This window comes from Dapis purpurea BLCC-M126 (assembly GCF_050015975.1).
Classification (GTDB): domain Bacteria; phylum Cyanobacteriota; class Cyanobacteriia; order Cyanobacteriales; family Microcoleaceae; genus Trichodesmium.
In genome coordinates this window covers 1-20,439 of record NZ_JBNHER010000313.1, presented here as the reverse complement: position 1 = coordinate 20,439, position 20,439 = coordinate 1, and the positions used below count along the sequence as shown (strand labels likewise).

General features: G+C 36.6%; 8 protein-coding genes and 1 pseudogene. 3 read left to right on the top strand and 6 right to left on the bottom strand.

Annotated elements, in window-relative coordinates; all coding sequences use genetic code 11:
* Positions 1 to 556: 556 nt before the first annotated feature.
* The 3 genes from ACP6PL_RS28460 (at position 557) to ACP6PL_RS28450 (ending at position 5,631) form a co-directional block, all read left to right on the top strand.
* On the top strand, positions 557 to 2,305 hold the full coding sequence (locus ACP6PL_RS28460; protein ID WP_426548709.1) for a glycosyltransferase family protein: 1,749 nt from the start codon (positions 557 to 559) through the stop codon (positions 2,303 to 2,305).
* A gap of 493 nt (positions 2,306 to 2,798) precedes the next feature.
* A complete protein-coding gene (locus tag ACP6PL_RS28455; protein WP_426548708.1) occupies positions 2,799 to 3,740 on the top strand; it encodes a glycosyltransferase family 2 protein in 942 nt (313 codons plus the stop codon).
* A gap of 241 nt (positions 3,741 to 3,981) precedes the next feature.
* Positions 3,982 to 5,631, top strand: a complete 1,650-nt coding sequence (locus ACP6PL_RS28450) for a hypothetical protein (protein WP_426548707.1) — start codon at positions 3,982 to 3,984, stop codon at positions 5,629 to 5,631.
* Between the two features lie 510 nt (positions 5,632 to 6,141).
* On the opposite strand, the gene ACP6PL_RS28445 is transcribed toward ACP6PL_RS28450, so the two are convergent.
* From ACP6PL_RS28445 to ACP6PL_RS28420, 6 genes and pseudogenes are all read right to left on the bottom strand, one after another.
* Complete coding sequence (locus ACP6PL_RS28445; RefSeq protein WP_426548706.1) at positions 6,142 to 12,075, bottom strand: ATP-binding sensor histidine kinase; 5,934 nt, start codon at positions 12,073 to 12,075, stop codon at positions 6,142 to 6,144.
* A 112-nt stretch (positions 12,076 to 12,187) separates the two neighbouring features.
* Entirely contained in the window at positions 12,188 to 13,558 is a 1,371-nt protein-coding gene (locus ACP6PL_RS28440) for a hybrid sensor histidine kinase/response regulator (protein WP_426548705.1), read from the bottom strand.
* A 166-nt stretch (positions 13,559 to 13,724) separates the two neighbouring features.
* Positions 13,725 to 16,388: an ATP-binding protein gene (locus ACP6PL_RS28435; RefSeq protein ID WP_426548704.1), complete on the bottom strand. Its 2,664-nt coding sequence runs from the start codon at positions 16,386 to 16,388 to the stop codon at positions 13,725 to 13,727.
* A 215-nt stretch (positions 16,389 to 16,603) separates the two neighbouring features.
* Positions 16,604 to 16,984, bottom strand: a pseudogene (locus ACP6PL_RS28430) (sensor histidine kinase); the annotation flags it as partial.
* 269 nt (positions 16,985 to 17,253) lie between these two features.
* Complete coding sequence (locus tag ACP6PL_RS28425) at positions 17,254 to 20,007, bottom strand: ATP-binding protein (protein ID WP_426548703.1); 2,754 nt, start codon at positions 20,005 to 20,007, stop codon at positions 17,254 to 17,256.
* Between the two features lie 40 nt (positions 20,008 to 20,047).
* A complete protein-coding gene (locus tag ACP6PL_RS28420) occupies positions 20,048 to 20,371 on the bottom strand; it encodes a hypothetical protein (protein WP_426548702.1) in 324 nt (107 codons plus the stop codon).
* Positions 20,372 to 20,439: the final 68 nt, after the last annotated feature.

Genomic DNA, 20,439 nt, shown 5'->3' with positions numbered 1-20,439 from the left:
CTGACGCGATCGCGATAATTAGCTATCTTAGAGACTATAAATTTGTAGTGCGGGCAATCTTGCCTGCGATAATTGTATCCCATTAAAATGCTATATTTAATTGAGACTTCAATTATTAAGTAATTAACAGGATTCAATAACCTTCTTACTAATCATTAGCCAGTTATTGTTAATTATATCATGTCCGGTTGAATGGGTTTGGAGAACGAACCCCTACGAATATTTTAGGCAAGCAGAAGGCAGAAGGTTTTTTCCATTGTTATCTTAATTTTATATCCTAACTATAGTAACGGACTTGATATTATTCATATTTTACCAAAAAAACAGGTCTAAAGCCTGCCTTTTTAAGGGGATGAAAAGAATAAATTTCATTATTTCAAGCCTCTGGGTTAAGCCAGAGGTACTGATAACTGATAACTGAAAAGGCTGATAACTGAAATGACCTCTACCCTACTCTGTTGCTCCTCGGCTTATAAAAATGTAGAAAATTTTTGAGAAATGGTATTATACATCTCTGTCGTCCTTTCTTTACCTTAAGAAAAAAAATCTCTACTCCATGCAGCAAGTAAACCGCCAACAAGTTCCGATTTTCTGTCTGATTTTTTTGCCAGTTTTATTCATGGGAATTTGTATCCTTAAATATAGTGTAAATTTTCCTTTTTCTGACCAATGGCCTCTGGCAATTATGTTTGAAAAAATTTACGCTGGTAATCTTTCTTTTAGTGACTTATTTTCTCAGTTTCATGAAAGTAGAAAATTTTTTCCCAGGCTAATTTTTATCGGTTTAGCTTATTTGACAAATTGGGATGTCAGATATGAAATGTTAGTAATATTTTTGTTGACTTGCATTGTTTCTCTGAATGTCTATTGGTTAAGTCGATTAACTTTAAAAAATAATTTCATTACTACACTTTTTCTCTTAGCAATTTCTAACCTACTAATTTTTTCTCCCGCCCAATATGAAAATTGGCTTTGGGGAATTCAGGTTGTAGTTTATATTCCTATTGCTTGTTTAACTGGATGTTTAGTTATTGCTCAAAAAAAATTGAGTTTAAAAACAAAGTTGATAATTTGTTTTTGCCTTTGTACAGTTAGCACTTTTTCTTATGCCAATGGAATGTTGACTTGGGTATTAGTTTTTCCCGGATTAACAATTTTAGCCTCTGGAAAATGGCAGGAAATTTTCACTAAAAATATTTGGATAATTTTGGGTGGTTTATTTGGTTTTATCGCCAATTTAGTTGTATATTTCTATAATTATCAAAAACCAGATAAACATCCGAGTTTCTTATCAGCGATAAGTCATCCAGTTGATACATTTCATTATTTCCTAACTTTTTTAGGCGCTCCTTTAGCATTTGAAAATTTAACTGTGGCAACAATAATCGGAGTTTTGGTATTTAGTTTGTGGGTGTTTATATGTTGGCAACTTTTTCGATTAGTTAAAACAGATTTTTTGTTATTACATCGACTCATTGTTTGGCTAATAATTGGAGTTTATGCAATTATTAGTGGAGCTGTAACTGCTGTAGGTAGAGTTGGTTTTGGTGTTAGCCAAGCTTTAGCTCCAAGATATACAGCTTTTTCTTTATATTTGATGGTATCTTTGATTTATCTACTGGCTATTTTTTTACAAGTAACGACTCAAAATAATACTCGGAAAAAGTTAATTAGATATAATTCCTTATTACTTATTAGTATTTTATTAGTTTTACATATTAATACTGCGATTAATGCTTTAGATAGGATGAGCGATCGCCGAGTTATCTTGCTGCAAAGTAAAGCTTGTTTATTGATGATAAATGTTATCCATAAAGATGAATGTTTGGTAATGAAAAGAAGTCCTGAACCGTTGATAAAAACTGCTAATATTTTAGATGAATTAGGTTTTTTACAACCAGGATTAGTTAAGAGGAAAAATATTCAAGATATTGCAGAAGAGCTAAACTCGGATTTAGTTTATGGTTATTTTGATACAGTCAATCAAATTGATAATCAGACTTATATTGCTAATGGTTGGGCAATATTACCAGAAAGAGGTGAAGTTGCTGATGGAGTAATTTTGACTTATGAAAATGCCGAAGGAGAAGCAACAATATTTAAGTTAATTAATCAGAGGATGCCGAGACCGAGTGTCAGAGAATATTTTGATAATTCAGATTATTTAGATTCAGGTTGGCAAAAGTCTTTTACTGTTGAAGAAATTCCCCAAGGAACAGTTAAACTTAAAGCTTGGGCTTTTGATACCGACAGTGGCAAAGCTTTTTTATTGAACAAAACTCAAATAGTTAAGAATAATTTTTAGCCTTATAAGGCTCACAAAGTGATGGAGTGATGGGGAGATTGAATATTCAATATTGAATCTGTAAGGGTTTGGCGATCGAAGCCCTACTACAATATAGAAATGCCTGGAGATATTAAAGCTTGAATATTTGGTTGATAAAGACTATCTTATATAATTATGAAAAATATTGATTATTCTGTAGTTATATCATGTGCCCCCTCCGAGGGAGCTACGAATTGCGGATAATCACTTAATAATAAAGTTTTTGTTTGTAGTAGGGCTTCAGCCCTATCTACAGTTCGGGCTGAAGCCCTACTACAAACTTTAATTATAATAACTATTTAACCGAACATAATATTATTCCGATTTTCAATGAATCATAAATTGTCCCTAAACTCTGGAGCAGATTATCAGATGTAAGGGTTTGGTCTCCAAACCCCTACGCTGCGGTATAGAAATTCCTGGAGATATTAAAGTTAGAATATTTAGTTAATAAAGACTATCTTATATGATTATGAAAAATATTGATTATTCTGTAGTAATTCCCATTTTCAACGAATCAGAAATTATCCCTGAACTCTGGCGAAGATTATCAGATGTTTTAGACAGACTTGATGGCAGTAGTGAAGTAATTTTTATCAATGATGGGAGTGTAGATAATTCTTTTGAATTGCTAAAAGAAATAATTCATAAAAATCAAGAAGTAAAAATTATTAGCTTTTCCCGAAACTTCGGTCATCAATGTGCTTTATCTGCTGGAATAGATCATGCTAATGGCAAAGCAGTTATTCTGATGGATGGAGATTTACAAGATTCTCCTGAAGCAATTATCAGTTTTTCACGACTTTGGCAACAGGGATATGATGTGGTTTATGCAATTAGAAAAAATCGCAAAGAAAAATGGTTAAAACGATTAGCATTTAAAAGTTTTTATTACATCCAAAGAAGGTTGTCAGGAATTGTAACTCCTATGGATGCAGGAATTTTTTCATTAATGGATAGAAAAGTTATTCTAACTTTACGGCAAATGCCAGAACGGAATAAATATTTAAGTGGATTAAGAGCTTATGCTGGATTTAAACAAATAGGAGTTTATGTAGAACGCGGTCCTCGATATAGAGGTGAGCCTAAAGTGTCAGTTTCTAAATTATTTAAGCTTGCTTTTGATGGGATATTTTCTTTTTCAACAATTCCTCTAAAAATGGCAACTATTCTAGGTTTAGTATCTGCAATTGTATCTTTTATTATTGGCTTAATTGGTCTTTACGTTAAATTTATTTTAGGGCGAGAATTTCTCTCTTGGGCTTATGGTTTAACTACTACATTCTTTATGGGAGGAGTCCAATTGCTTTCTTTAGGAATTATTGGAGAATATATCGGTAGAATTTATGATGAAGTTCGGCAAAGACCTTACTATATTATCAATCAAAAAATTGGCTTTGAAGAAGAAAATTAATTTGTAAGTATTTCCTATAGAATGCTGCGCAAACAGCCTTCAGACATTAATTTAAAAAATGAATTTTACCCAGATAATAAAAATAAAAGATATTAATTCCACTGCAAAAAAAATACTAAACAAGAACTTTTCTATTTTAAATTTTATATCCATAAGTTTAGTAATACTGCCAGCAGTTTTGATGGGAATATTAATTCTGACGTACAGCGTTAATATTCCCTATTGGGATCAATGGAATCTCATGCCTCAACTATTTATAAAAATCTCCCAAAATTCTTTGTCATGGCAAGACTTAATTGCTCAACATAATGAAAGTAGAAAGCTATTTCCACGATTAATTTTTCTCGGGCTAGCATATTTAACTAACTGGGATGTGAGATATGAAATGCTAGCAATATTTTTGTTGGCTTGTCTGGTTTCTGTGAATATTTACCGCCTCAATAGATTAACCGTAAAACTTAATATCTTCCCAACTTTACTCATAGCTTTTTTAGGAAATATTCTGATATTTTCTGCCATTCAATATGATAACTGGTTTTGGGGAATTCAATTGGTAGTTTTCATGCCTATTGTTTGTATTACTACTGCAATTTCAGTTATTTATTCTCATCTAAATATTAGATATAAATTCTTAATTTGTACCCTCCTTTGCATCATCAGTACCTTTTCTTATTCTAATGGCATGATAGCTTGGGTAATTATTTTACCTGTACTAACATTAGTTTCAGCAAAATCAAGGTCAGATTTACTAAAACAAAAATGGTTATTCTTCAGTTGGATAGCAGTTTTTGTTACTAATATAATTATCTATTTTTATGATTATCGTAAACCAGAAGTTAGCCCTAGCATCATACCAGCTTTTCAGAATCCAGAACAAACTTTACAATTTTTCTTAGGGTTTCTTGGTTCTCCCTTGGGTTCTGGTTATCAAATATCTCCTCTGATTTCTTCGGTATTTATTGGGGGATTAGAAATAGGAATATTTTTATGTTTATGCCTTTACCTAATCAAAAATATTCAGGATTATTCTCTATTAAAGAGAATGATCGGTTGGATAATGATTGGTTTCTATTCAATAGTAAGTGCTTTAATAACTTCTATTGGCAGAGTAGAGTTTGGAATTGAAACTGCTTTGTCTTCAAAATATACAACATTTTCTATCTATCTAATAGTTGTTATTATTCACTTGTTACCCATAGTATTTAGCCATATTTCTAGTCAAAAATATCTACAAAAATCCCAAGTATGGCTCCAGAAAATTACTATTGTAGTTGCTATATTGGGATTACTTATCTTACATTGGCAATCATTGACTTATAGTGTTAAAGAAATTCAGACTAGATATGAATTAAGAATGACAGGAAAAACTTGTTTGTCATTTATTAATATCATCGAAAATAAGTCTTGTGTGGAAGAAAATGTTTTAAGTAGTTATAATTATGTTAAATATTTAGCCAATCAACTTAATAACCTCGGAATGTTGAAACCTGGCTTAGTTATCAGTGAGAATATTGAAGCGATAGCTGCTAAAAAAGATAAAGATAAAAACTATGGTTCTTTAGATGGAATTATGCCTTTAAATAATTGGTATTTTGTCAATGGTTGGGCATTTTTACCAGACCGTAATGAACCTGCTGATGCGATTATTTTAACATATAAAAATCAAGCAGATGATTGGATTATATTTGATATTTTAATGTCTGCTCAAACTCCGAGAGAAAGTTTAGTTCAACTATTTAATAATCCTGCATATTTGAATGCAGCTTGGGAGGAAACAATTGCTGGTAAACTTTTACCAAAAGGTCAGTGGAAAATTTCAGCTTGGGCGTTTGATGCTAAATTGGGTAAAGCTTATCAATTAGATAGAAATCATATAATTAGCAAAAATTAACATAGACAGTCCTGAATAATACCAATTTGATCAATGTTTGCTACACTTTCTTTAGTAGGATAGTAGGTCAGATTATGTCCGGTAGCATCGGTATTGTTGTAAGGTAAGGGTAAGGAAGAAGGAAGAAGGAAGAAGGAAGAAGGAAGAAGGAAGAAGGTTTTAGTTATTTAGGAGAGAAGGCTTAAAAGCCTGAAAAAACTTAAATTTCCTGTAAATATTCACACTTGGGTTTACACAAACGATACCATCGGACATGATATCAGAAGTTAGACGAATTTTTACAGAGGAAGCCATTGTTAGCAATTTCAGATTTTTAGGTACTTTTATATTTTATATGAAATACGAAAAATTATGCTACAAATAAAGCATCAGATAAAGCTTCTAATATGAAATACAAAAAATTGTGCAAATATACAAATATCCCCATCCCCCCATCTCCCTATAAATCTTTGGTAGCAAACATTAACGTATTTTATATTACCTTTATTTATGCTCACCTACTTATTAGACTTAACTTAAGGGTAAAGTAATGATAAATTTTGTGCCTTTACCAAATTCTGAAATACAATCAATTGCACCTTGATGTTTTTCTTGAATAATTTGCTTGGCGATCGCCAGTCCCAATCCAGTTCCTTTTCCTACTTCCTTCGTAGTAAATAAATGATCAAATATCTTAGATTTTACTTCATCTGGTATCCCTTTGCCATTATCTAAAATCTGAATCTCAACCGCATTTTGTTCAGCTAAATTCGCAGTTTGAATTGTAATTTTCTGAGGATTACTCTTCAAATCCTCGAAAGTCATTTGTTGAGCAACTTCATCAAACATATCAATGGCATTCGCCAGAATATTCATAAATACTTGGTTAAGTTGTCCGGGAAAACATTTGATATCAGGCAAATCACCATAGTTTTGAAACACTTCAATTCCCGGACGTTTCTCATTCGCTTTGAGTCGATATTTCAGAATTAACAGGGTGCTATTGAGTCCTTCATGCAAATTGGCGCTGACTTTATGTTCTGTATCAGCACGGGAAAATGTACGGAGGCTGGTGCTGATTCTTTTGATGCGATTGGTTGCATTTTGCATTGACTCCAGTAGCTTAGGCAAATCTTCCCGGATAAATTCTAGTTCAATCTCTTCAGCACTTTCTTGCACCACCTCATTTGGAGGTTGTTGGGATTGATAGGTTTCTAGATGCTCAAATAGATCTTGCACATAGTCTTTGGCATTTGTGACGCTGCCGTTGAGGAAGCCAATAGGGTTGTTGACTTCATGGGCGACACCCGCGACTAAATTGCCTAGAGTTGCCATTTTCTCTCCTTGGATCATTTGCAGATTGAGTTGCTGTAGCTCAATATCATCTTGGTGTCGTTCAATAGCAATGCGTGCCAGGTAGGTAGCAGCCTCCATTAACTGGCGATCATGCAGGGTGAATTCACTGGGTTCAGGTTGGTACATGGCCAGGGTTGCTAGCACTTGCCCTTTTCCACCTAAAATTGGTGTAGACGCGCAGGCACATAGGCCAAAATCTAAAGCAACCTGTAAATTAGCCCACAGGGGATCGGTAGCAATATCGGTCACAGTGACGGATGCCTTGTAATAGGCAGCTCTTCCACAAGAGCCAACCTCTGGGCCAATTGCAACGCCATCAATCAAAGCACAGTAGTCGGCTGGCAAACTAGGAGAGGCGAGATTGCGGAGCTGATCTCCGGCGTCAAGGAACAAGAAAGAACAATAAGCGGCATGGCGACTCTGACTTTCAATATATAGGGCTATTTTTTCCAAGATTTGAGTTAGAGGTAATCCTTGGGCAATGAGTGCCAAAATTTCTTGTTGTCCTTTAGAAACAGCTAGAGTTTCTACCAGTTCCTGGGAAGTTTTTTGAGCTTTGAGGAGGGAATACTCCAACTCTTTATAAAGCAAAGAATTTTGAATAGAAATTGCGGCTTGGGTGCAGAGAAAGTTGAGGAGCAGGATGCGATCGCCTGTAAATACCCCACTGGTGAGGTGATTTTCTAGGAATATCGTGGCGATGCAACGACCTTGGTTCAGCATTGGTAAGGCCAAAACACTCTTAGGTTGATGTTGCTTAAGATAATCACCTACCACCGGCAAATCAGTCTCTAAGTCATCAATGATCACTATTTCCTGGGTGTTTTTAATATACTGAATTAGTTTGACGGGAAAATTTCCATCGTTATTAAGTAGTTGCTCGCATATTTGTATCTCCTTGGGTGTGGCGATCGCTCGTACTTGCCATTCTCCATTTTCATCAGGAAGGATTAAGGCACAACGATCGCCCCCAGAATTTTGTAAGATAATTTGAGTCAGTTGGCGCAGCAATTCATTAAACTCAATAGTTCCTGAAAGGGTTTGATGGGCTTTGAGTAAAGCAGCAAAATCAATAGTGCTATTGATATTGGTACTAGGGGAATTGATGGAATTATGAATTGAAATACTCTCTTGGGTAAGATTTGATAGTGTTTCAAAGGGATTGAGGGTTTTGGCTGCCTGCTCTAATATCGGACTGAGTAAGTTTGGGTAGCGTTTTTCTAAGTCGTCGGTTTTGGCTTTGGCTCCCCAACGGGAATAACAGTAATAGCCTTCTTGCATATAGATACAGGCAATTTTGTCTTTGCCCCAGTCAAGGTAGAATTTGGCAGCGAGTTCGTTAGCAAGGGCTTCTTCTTGGATGTATTCATTTTCTTTGGCTCCGGCGATCGCTTTATCATACAGTTCCATAGCGACTACAAATAAGCTATCATGTTTTGCTAATTCTGCTTCTAACAAATCACATTTATGTTGGTAGTTCATTGGCGCATAGTTTGCCCAATGCTTTAATTTAGCAAGGCACTCATTAACATTCTGTCGTTCTAATTTTTGTTGGTATGGATCGATTTTTTCTAAATAGGCAATTCGAGCTAATGATGAATAAAACAATTCCGCAGGAATAAACAAAGTTCCAGCAACACCTGCACTATTATCCCGTGCGATCTGACCATCTTTAACTGCTTTAGCTGCATCCCCAAAAAGATAGCTTAAAACGCTCTTCACAAAATAAGTAACAAAAACTGTAGTTAACTGCTTCTGTTCAACTAATACTTGTAGACGATCTTCTTCATTGTAAATTGGTCCACTCAAAGTTGTAACCGACTCACTTTCACCCATCAAATTGAGTGCCCCTTGCAGCCAAGGAGCGAGGTAATCCACATGAAAGCTCTGTTTTAGGTGTTGAATTAGGGAAAGCTTTTGCTGAGATTCATTTTTAACTTGCTCCAAGGGCAAGCCGACTAAAAATAAATATTGGGAATACTCAGCAGCTCCGTAGCAGGCAAATTCAAAATCCCCCGTTTCTAAACCACTTTGCAACCCCTCAAGATGAACGGAGAGAAATTCTTTAACGTGTTCTTTCCAAAACCCAATGCAGCTTGCGTAGAGTACCAACACCTTGGAATGGAATTCGCGAGCATTGAAGCGGTCAAGCAATGCTACGGATAATCGCCCAAACTCATAGCCTTCATCAATATTTCCCAGTGCTTCGCATAATAATGTACCGTACCAAACATAACCAAATGATGATGCAGCACAGTTACCATATTTCATAGACAAATCGACCATTGTAAAGGTAACATGACGAAAGTCATCTGGACTAACAGCCCATGCTGGCGTAACAATGTAAGACATAATAGACATAGCTGCTAGCTTGTATGGATCTTCCATTTCGGGAGAATCAATTAGTCCAGCCACATCTGCTACAGAATTAGGTTTCTCTTCGAGTAAGGAAATATTAAGTAGTTTAAGCACATATAATCCAGTCTCTAATGCTTGATGTTGATCGCCACGACCGATCCAAGCTCGAATTTTTACCTCATAGACTTTGATAGCATCCAGCAGCGTTCTGGTATGCTCCAAAATATTTTCTGCCAGGCTTTCTACTTGATCAAAGTTTGTATTGAGATACTCTGCTTCTAGTGCTTCTACAAAAATTTCTAGTGTGAGAGTATAGTCTTTTTCCCAACTGTTTGATGGCATTAGCTGACGGGCAATACTTAGATAGTCAATTGCAGCACCATAAGCTGTGGATAGTTTGGCTTTTTGCCCTGCTTGTAAATTCAGCATAGCCAGATGACTACGTTCAGCCTCAGTAGATAATAGCTCGCAACCTATATTTAGCTGACCTACAATAGTAAATAGCTTCTCTTCTTGCTCTTGAGGAGATGTTTGACTCAACAAAAACTGACCAATTTTAACGTGAGTTGCTTGTTTGTCTTCTTCCAAAATTAGAGAGTAAGCAGCTTGTTGAACTCGGTCATGCAAAAACTTATAGTTAACAAGCCCCGAAATTCCTGCTACACTAAATTGTTGCTGTTGCTCCTGACCAAAATAAAATTTATAAACTTCGCTTTGGGGTAATATAAATCCTAACTGCAATGCTCTCCACAAAGCTGTGGAAGTTTCCGTTTCTGATTGTTGAGAAACAATCGCCAAAGTTTTTAAATCAAACTGATTACCAATACAAGCCGCCAGTTTTAACACCTCTTGAGTCTCCTCTGGTAACTTCTGCAACCTCCCGGCCATAAACTCCACTACATCATCTGTAAGCGCACGTTGCTTTACCTCAGCAAGATCGCATTCCCAATGCCCTACTTCCTGATTAAACTGAATCATTTCATCCCCATACAAACCCAACAAAAACTGAGTTGTAAAAAACGGATTTCCCTTAGTCTTCTGATACACCAACTTTGTTAAGGGTTTCGCCACTTGCACATCACAGTTGAGGGTATCCGACACTAAATGATTAATATTATCCTCCGATAAAGGCGTTAAAGTAATAGTGTTAATCGTGGCTTGTGCTTTCTTCATCTCATCCAAGGTTAACATTAACGGATGAGCTGGAAATACCTCATTATCCCGATATGCCCCGATCGTCAGCAAATAGGAATTAGACCCTTCACTCATCAACAGTTTTATTAAATTCAGAGAAGCTGAGTCTGCCCACTGTAAATCATCTAAGAATATTACTAATGGATGCTCTTTTGTTGTGAAAACTTGAATAAACTTACTAAACAGCAAATTAAAACGATTCTGGGCAGCACTGCCTGATAATTCTGGTACATCAGGTTGCTTACCAATAATTTTTTCTAACTCTGGAATAACTTCAACAATTACTTGTCCATTTTCCCCCACTGCTGCCAAGATTTTGTTTTTCCATTGCTGTAGTTGAGCATTACTTTCACTCAATATTTGCCCCATTAAATCTCGCAGACATTGCACTAAGGCAGAGAAGGGAATATTGCGATTAAATTGGTCAAATTTTCCTTTGATAAAATAACCCCTTTGCCTGACAATGGGTTTGTGAACTTCGTTGACAACGGCAGTTTTTCCAATCCCAGAGAAACCTGCCACTAACATTAGCTCACTTTTTCCCGATGCTACTCGTTTCTCCTGGGGAGACACTACGCGAACAAATGCTGCTAATAACTCCTCAACTTCTGCTTCCCTGCCGTATAATTTTTCTGGTATAATAAAGCGATCGCTGATATCCCCCTCTCCCAAATCAAAATACTCTATTTCTCCTTTCTCCTGCCATTCCTGTAGGCATTTTTCCAAGTCATATTTTAAACCCAAAGCGCTCTGATACCTATCTTCCGCATTTTTCGCCATCAACTTCATTACAATATCGACGAGCATTTGGGGTATTTTTGTTCCCCCTTCCCTACTCCCTACTCCCCGCTCCCTACTGCCCAGTATTGGCATCTTCGCCAAATGACAATGCACTAATTCCATGGGGTCAGTAGTTTCAAATGGTAAGACTCCATTTAACATTTCAAAAAACGTGACACCCAACGAGTAAAAGTCACTGCGATAATCTATTCCTCGATTCATCCTACCGGTTTGCTCTGGGGAAATATAGGCTAAAGTTCCTTCTAAGACATTGGGTGTTTGAATAGTTTGAGTTTCTTTTGGCAGTAAGCTAGAAATACTAAAGTCAATAATTTTTACTTGCTTAGTTTGAGGATTAATTAGTATATTTGCTGGTTTAATATCTTTATGAATAATTCGGTTTTGGTGTAATTGATAGAGAATTTCTGCTATTTGAATTCCTATGTCTAAAAATTGGCAGATGTCTTTGGCTTCATGGGGTGACAAATTTTGATAATATTGAGCTAAAGAAATACCACCAAAGTCTGGCATAATTAAGGCATAGCCATTCTGATAATTTAACAGAGCTAATGGTTTGATAATACCTTCTACAGAGAGATTGCTAGCAATGATGTATTGGTTGCGAAACTGGACTAATTCATTAAAAGAAGGAAAGCCATTGCGCATCAGTTTAATTACCACTGGTTGAGCATCTGCTTTAGTCACTCCACGATAAATAACAGTGCGCTCGCTCTCATGTATTAAATCAAATATTTCATAATCCGTTAAGGATGTCATAGTTAAGTTCATAGCTATGCTTATTAATTTTATTTAAATATTTTATCAATTATTTTTTATTATTGCCAATTTAGTAACTATTTGACTATTGTTACTGGATTCGAGCTAATTATTAATAATTTGGTAAACTAATTGCAAATTCAGTTCCTATTCCTAATTCTGAAGTACAAGTAATTTTACCTCCATGTTTTTCTTCTACAATTTGTCGAGAAATTGATAAACCTAAACCTGTTCCTTTTCCTACTCCTTTTGTAGTAAATAAATGCTCGAATATTTTCTCTTTTACTTCCTCAGAGATTCCCTTGCCATTATCTCTAACTCGGATAATTGTCTGCTGTTTTTCTTTGTCAATTTCTGTAGTAATAGTAATCTGATTTGGTGCTTCCTTAATTTTGGCCAAAGTTTCCTCTAAACTACTTTCTTCTAAAGTATCAATAGCATTAGCAATTAAATTCATAAACACTTGATTTAGCTGTCCTGGATAACAGTTAATTTGTAGCAAATTTCCATAGTTTTTTACTACTTTTATTTCTGGGCGAAGTTCATTAGCTTTGAGTCGGTGTCTGAGAATTAATAAGGTGCTATCTATGCCATCATGGATATTAAATGGAACTTTCGCTATTGTATCGGCACGAGAGAAAGTACGCATTGATTTACTAATCTCGGCAATACGTTTTGTTCCTTCTTTCATTGACTTAATTAATTCTGGTAAATCTGTCAATAAATAATCTAATTCTATCTCCCCAATTTTCTCTTGAGTTGTTTGACTATTCCAATCAATGCCTTGTTGATAAAGCTGCAATAAATCCATTAAATCCTGAATATATTCGGTGGCGTGATGTAAATTACCTTCAATAAACCCCACAGGATTATTAATTTCGTGGGCAATACCAGAAACCAACTGACCAATAGATGCCATTTTTTCACTTTGAACTAATTGCAATTGTGCTTTTTTTAGTTGCTCTAAACGTTCTTCTAATTCTTGATTGACAACTTCCAAACTTTCAATCATTTGTTCTAAAATTATATTTTTCTTCAGGATTTCCTGTTCTTGATATATAGTTTTTTCTTGCAATTGTTTCTGGAGTTGATATAAAGTAATATGAGTTTTTACACGAGAAAAAACCTCTTCGGCATGAAAAGGTTTAGTAATATAATCAATTCCCCCTACTTCAAATGCTTTGATTTTATCAAAAACATCATCAAGGGCACTAATAAAAATAACAGGAATATCTTGAGTGCGAATATCAGCTTTTAAATGCTTACATACCTCATAGCCATCCATATCAGGCATTTGAATATCAAGTAAAATCAGATGGGGATAATCAAGATGAATGCCTTGAAGAGCAAGTTTTCCACTGGGAATCGGACGAACAGTATAACCCTTTTGTGATAATAAACCCATTAACAATTGTAAATTAGCAGGGGTATCATCTATAACTAAAATATTACCATGGTCTAAATTTATTGGCGAAAAACTCATAAGTTACTATTTAATGTTGTTATGATTGTATTATAATCAGTTTAACATTTACCTGTTTGAGCAGCTCCTAAATCTAAGTTAGTAATGAGGCATAATTAAAATTACCTTAGCTATCCATCAAAAGTCTGGTTCTGTGTTCAGAAAAAAGATGATAATTACTACTTCTTTAATCACTCAACCAATTCAAAATTTTCTCATATTCAAAGCCATCACAATATTTTTGTATCGCTTCAGCTAGAGAATTATCTGATTTACTTATTTTGGCAATTGTGTTAGCAAGTTCTGGTAAATTTCCTGTCAGCAAACCATCTTTTAGTTGCTTTTTTAATTCTTCAGATAATACCCTGATTTTCTGTTCAATAGATGCAACAGTTTCTTCCTTTTCTTTCGGTTTAATCTCACTTTCCTCATACACATAGCGCACTCCTAAATATTCTGCCATTTTATTAAATATATCTGCTTCGCGAAATGGCTTTCTCATAAAATCATCGCACCCTGCCGATAAAACTACTACTTTTTCTTCTTCCAATACGCTGGCTGTCAGAGCAATTATTGCTGTTGCTTGTCCTTTCGTTGTGGCTTTGATCTGTTTTGTGGCTTCATATCCATCCATCACTGGCATCCGCATATCCATCCAAATTAACTGCGGTTGCCAATCATCCCATATTTCTATTGCTTCTTGACCATTTACTGCTTGTTTAAGTTCAAATCCTAAAGGAGAAAGGAGTTTAATTAATAATTGACGATTGAGAGGTTTATCATCTACTATTAAAATCCTAAATCTGGGTTGATTGGGTTCTAGGGCAATAATACGACGTTGGGGAATTTGCCTCTCAACCACCTCACTTTCTGTAACAATGGTGGCTTCTATTTCAAATGTAAAAATTGTTCCCTTGTTAACTTGGGATGTAACATGAATATCTCCTCCCATGAGTTGGACAAATTTGCGAGAAATTGGTAATCCTAACCCTGTTCCTTCTTGAGCTTGTTTTCCTGTTTCAGTTTGAGTGAAGGCTTCAAAAAGTTTGTCTAGTTCTTCTGCTGCAATTCCAGCTCCAGTATCTTCAACTTCAAAAATAATTCTGGTAGGATTAGATGGAGGATATTTTTGACCAACTCTCAGAGAAATTCCTCCTTGTGAAGTAAATTTAATCGCGTTATTAATAATATTAATTAAAACTTGACGTAATTTTAGTTCATCGGTGCAAATGTATTGAGGAACTTCGTTAGTATGCTCAACTATAAGTTGTAAGCCTTTTTCCTCAGCTTTGAGGTACAGCATATCTTCAATATCATTGAGCAAGCGATGGAGGTCAAAGTTTTTCTGATTGAGAGTAATACGTCCGGCTTCAATTTTAGAAAGATCCAGGACATTGTTAATTAAAGTTAGAAGGTGTTCGCCACTGCGACTAATAATACTGATATTTTCAAGATGCTCCTTGGGCAAGGTTTGGGAATGAGTCATAATTTGGGCAAAGCCGAGGATGGCGTTTAAAGGAGAGCGCAATTCATGGCTCATGTTGGCAATGAAGGAGCTCTTGGCTTCGTTGGCAACTTCGGCTTTGTCTTTAGCGACTTCGAGTTGATGAGTTCGTTCTTGCACACGCTTTTCTAACTCTTCAAACGCCACTCTTAGTCGAGCTGTCATTTGGGCAAAAGAGCTATTGAGGACATCAAGTTCGTCAGCATTACTTGGGATTTCAAGTTGGGTTTCCCCAGCTACTTCAAAATCTTTTGAATGAATAACGGTATGGCATTCCTGCAAAATCGGCTTTAGGCGATCGTTTAAGCGTCGTACAAATGCCATCACAACCAAATCCTGTATCGTTCCTGCCCCCAATACCGAAGAGATGGTGATGACCAATACTGGCATTAAAATGACTGATTGGGGAACTACTGCTAACATGACCCAATTTGTTCCTTTGATCCTTTGATAAGCCCAATAGTGGCGTTTGCTGACAAACAAGCCTTGGGGTTCATCACTTATTTTCTCCCACGCCCCCTTGAGTATGGGGAAGTCTTCATAGGTTGCTAAGGCTCTAGCTTTTGCTGGCTCAGGGGGATAAGCCAATAAATTGCCTGCTGCACTTAAAATTGCAAAATAACCGCTGCCCCAACTTTTTGGAGCTTGAACCCTTTCACTCAGGGCCGTCACATTCATGTCCAGACCGACCATCCCTAAAAGCTTGTTTTGAGTGCTAAAAATTGGGGTTGATACTGTGGTCATAGTAATCTCTGACCATTGATACGGCTCAAGCCAGAGGGTTTTTGGTTCAGTCAATGCTGTCGGCAATGTCCAATAGTCTTGATTAAAACAGTCATCTACATCGCAGACATCTACAAAGCGAATGTGCTTGTAGGGAGACGGTAGGGGTTGACCAATTTGATCGGGGGTATTTTGATCGATAAAAAAATAAGGCCAATAGCTTTTGCGATCGCCTACTATCGCAAAAGGAGCTTGACCAAAGCCAAGAGCCATTGTCAAGTTAGAACGTTGCTGAAAAAGACCCAATACCAATTTTTGATAGACATTCGGATCTTGTATGCCTAACTCATGAAGGGTTTTAGTCGTGACCGCCAAGTCTCGCATAGTCTGTTCGGCTTGGGTCATTTCTCCCTCAATTGCGGTTACCTGTCTGCTCAATTGTCCTTGGATATCTGCTTTGGCACGACTTTCTAGAATTTCATAAAAAACATAAGCCATACCATTGAGGCTCAAAAATGCACCACTGAAAATATAGACCAACAGACGAGAGCCAATGGAGCGACGAGCAAGCAAATTTCCCTCAGTAGTCTGAGGGAGCGATCGCCGCCTAAATAAGATTATCAATGATTTTAAGTACTGGCGGAATGGACTTTCTAAGTTAGGAGGACTCATGGATATATTATCTGTGATGTGTGAAGTAATTTACAATTCCTGCTAAGAATTCAGATAAAAGTGTGACAGGAGATTAGTGGTGTACCTTTTATTTATGGACGATTAAAACCCCCATTATACACCTTGAAAATGCTGACTGCTGAAGTGTACTCTTGCTGAGTGCTACTTCAATAATTTGGTAAACTAATTATAAACTCAGTTCCTATTCCTAATTCTGAATTACAAGTAATTTTACCTCCATGTTTTTCAACTACAATTTTTCGAGAAATTGATAAACCTAATCCTGTTACTTTTCCTACTCCTTTTGTAGTAAATAAATGACTGAATATTTTCTTTTTCACCGACTCACTCATTCCCATGCCATTATCTCTAATCCTGATAATTATTTGTTGTTTAGTATTGTCAATTTCTGTGGTAATACTAATCTGGTTAGGTGCTAATTTTATCTCTTCAAAAGTTTTACCAGAATTACTTTCTTCTAAAGCATCAATAGCATTAGCAATTAAATTCATAAATACTTGATTTAATTGTCCTGGATAACAATTAACTTCTCGGGATAATCAAGATGAATGCCTTCGAGAGCAACTGTTCCACTGGGAACTGGACGAACAGTATAACCCTTTTTTGATAATCAACGTATTAAAAGTCGTAAATTAGCAGGGGTATCATCTACAACTAAAATATTGCCATGCTCTGAATGGATTACCGATGAACTCATAAATTACTATTAAATATTCTTTTGATTATATAAGAATTTTAACATTTTTAGCCTCAAATTGTCTGACTGATTGCTGAGTGCTAATTGCTGACTACTTCTTTAATCACTCAACCAATTCAAAATTTTCTCATATTCAAAGCCATCACAATATTTTTGTATCGCTTCAGCTAGAGAATTATCTGATTTACTTATTTTGGCAATTGTGTTAGCAAGTTCTGGTAAATTTCCTGTCAGCAAACCATCTTTTAGTTGCTTTTTTAATTCTTCAGATAATACCCTGATTTTCTGTTCAATAGATGCAACAGTTTCTTCCTTTTCTTTCGGTTTAATCTCACTTTCCTCATACACATAGCGCACTCCTAAATATTCTGCCATTTTATTAAATATATCTGCTTCGCGAAATGGCTTTCTCATAAAATCATCGCACCCTGCCGATAAAACTACTACTTTTTCTTCTTCCAATACGCTGGCTGTCAGAGCAATTATTGCTGTTGCTTGTCCTTTCGTTGTGGCTTTGATCTGTTTTGTGGCTTCATATCCATCCATCACTGGCATCCGCATATCCATCCAAATTAACTGCGGTTGCCAATCATCCCATATTTCTATTGCTTCTTGACCATTTACTGCTTGTTTAAGTTCAAATCCTAAAGGAGAAAGGAGTTTAATTAATAATTGACGATTGAGAGGTTTATCATCTACTATTAAAATCCTAAATCTGGGTTGATTGGGTTCTAGGGCAATAATACGACGTTGGGGAATTTGCCTCTCAACCACCTCACTTTCTGTAACAATGGTGGCTTCTATTTCAAATGTAAAAATTGTTCCCTTGTTAACTTGGGATGTAACATGAATATCTCCTCCCATGAGTTGGACAAATTTGCGAGAAATTGGTAATCCTAACCCTGTTCCTTCTTGAGCTTGTTTTCCTGTTTCAGTTTGAGTGAAGGCTTCAAAAAGTTTGTCTAGTTCTTCTGCTGCAATTCCAGCTCCAGTATCTTCAACTTCAAAAATAATTCTGGTAGGATTAGATGGAGGATATTTTTGACCAACTCTCAGAGAAATTCCTCCTTGTGAAGTAAATTTAATCGCGTTATTAATAATATTAATTAAAACTTGACGTAATTTTAGTTCATCGGTGCAAATGTATTGAGGAACTTCGTTAGTATGCTCAACTATAAGTTGTAAGCCTTTTTCCTCAGCTTTGAGGTACAGCATATCTTCAATATCATTGAGCAAGCGATGGAGGTCAAAGTTTTTCTGATTGAGAGTAATACGTCCGGCTTCAATTTTAGAAAGATCGAGGACGTTGTTAATTAAAGTTAAAAGGTGTTCGCCACTACGACTGATGATACTGACATTTTCAAGATGCTCCTTGGGCAGGGTTTGGGAACGAGTCAGAATTTGGGTGAAGCCGAGAATGGCATTTAACGGAGAGCGTAACTCGTGGCTCATGTTGGCAATGAAAGCACTTTTGGCTTGGTTGGCTTGCTGGGCAGCTGCTTCTGCTTCTTTGTAACGGGTAATATCTTGAAAAATACCAATAATTCCTATCACTCTACCCTTAATATCATAGAGTGGAACTTTACTCGTTTCCAACCAGCCTTGTTTGCCATCCCCTTGTGTTATCGGTTCGACAATTCCCAATTCCGGTTTTCCTGAATCCATCACTTGTTGATCGCACTGGATATAAAAGTCTGCTTCTTCCCTACTCCATGGCATTTCATAGTCATTTTTCCCTACAATTTCCTGACGTGTCATGCCAGCCACGGAGGCAAAGCTCTGGTTGCACCCCAGATAAAAATTTTCTCGATCTTTCCAAAATATAGATTGGGGAATATTATTGATAACCAAATTAAGCAATTGTTGCGACTCTGATAATTCTTGAGTCCGCTCCTCTACTTTTTGCTCTAGGTTTTGAGAGTAGTCTTGCAATTCTTTAAACGAGCCTTGTAGCTGTACAGCCATGTGCCTAAATGAGTCTGCTAACTGCCCCAACTCATCCTGTCGATTTCTGGGTAGGGCTTCATCCCATTTTCCCTCAGCCAAACGGCGGGCAACCTGATTTAGATGTAAAGTTGGTCGTACCACTACTGATTGGGCAAGCCACCAAACTAACGGTAAGGAAACTAGCAAAACAACTAAGAAAATTCCTCCCGCAACAGCTAAGGTTCCAACTGCACTCTGAGTCACAGTAGTAGCATCCATCTCAATTACAAGAATGCCATCGTAACGCCCCAATTGACTTTTAATCGGGGCATAACCGTATAAGACAAATTGTCCTACACTATTGGGGCGAATAGCATTTTCGGTAATTGGAGCCTGGATTTCTGTATTCTGCTGTAAGCGTGGTGGCAAATTCTGTGGCACATCTCCAAACTTGGCAAGCGCTTGCTGAAGATATTGAGAATCTGGTGCATAATTTAAAACAACTGTGTAACGTCCATCTCGAAAACGCAGGGTATAAAGGCGAACGATATCTGGATCGGACGCTTGAATTTCCTTAAGTCGTAGTTGATTAACAGTATAGTAAGCTGTACCAACATCTTCGGGATCATTGATTAAAGCGTGATAATCACTATCAATTTGACGAGCGGCCAAGCTGGTTATTCCCAAGAGGCGGTCTTGCAGTGCTACTTGCTGCGATATCCGCAGTTGCCAATAGATTGTGATTGAGAGTGCGCCCGCTGTTAAAGCAATCAATCCAGAATAAGCGATAACCAGTTTGCTACTAAGATTCCAATACATAATATCATGTCCGGTTGAATAGTTATAAATAATTAGGGAGGAGTCAGGAGACAGGAGACAGGAGACAGGAGAAAAGAATGTACCAGGAGAAAGAAGTGTTTTTATCACGCTCTTATCCGGACATGGTATAACTTATTATCTCCTAAACTTAACGATCCAATCCTAAACTCTTTCGGTAGAATGCTTTTTGAGAATCTCGTCCCATTTCATTTGTGAGAGTCTCCCATTCTTGGGTAATCATCACCATAGCTTCATCCCGGCTAATCTTGCCCGCAAGAAAGTCCGAAACTGGTGCATCTAGAAGTTCTCGCTGATAATTATAGTTTCTGGGAATAGTCAAATCGAGTACCACATTAGGGCTGTTGAGACTAGCGCCAATTGCTCCCAAATAAGTGCTGGCGACTGCGGGAGTCATGCCTGCTGCAATCCAGTTCTGAGAATCAGAAAACTGCGAAAGACGATAGGGATTCATGCCAGATCGCCCATTTGTTATATCATGTTCGGATGATCACTTATAATAAAGCCAAAATCATTACAGTA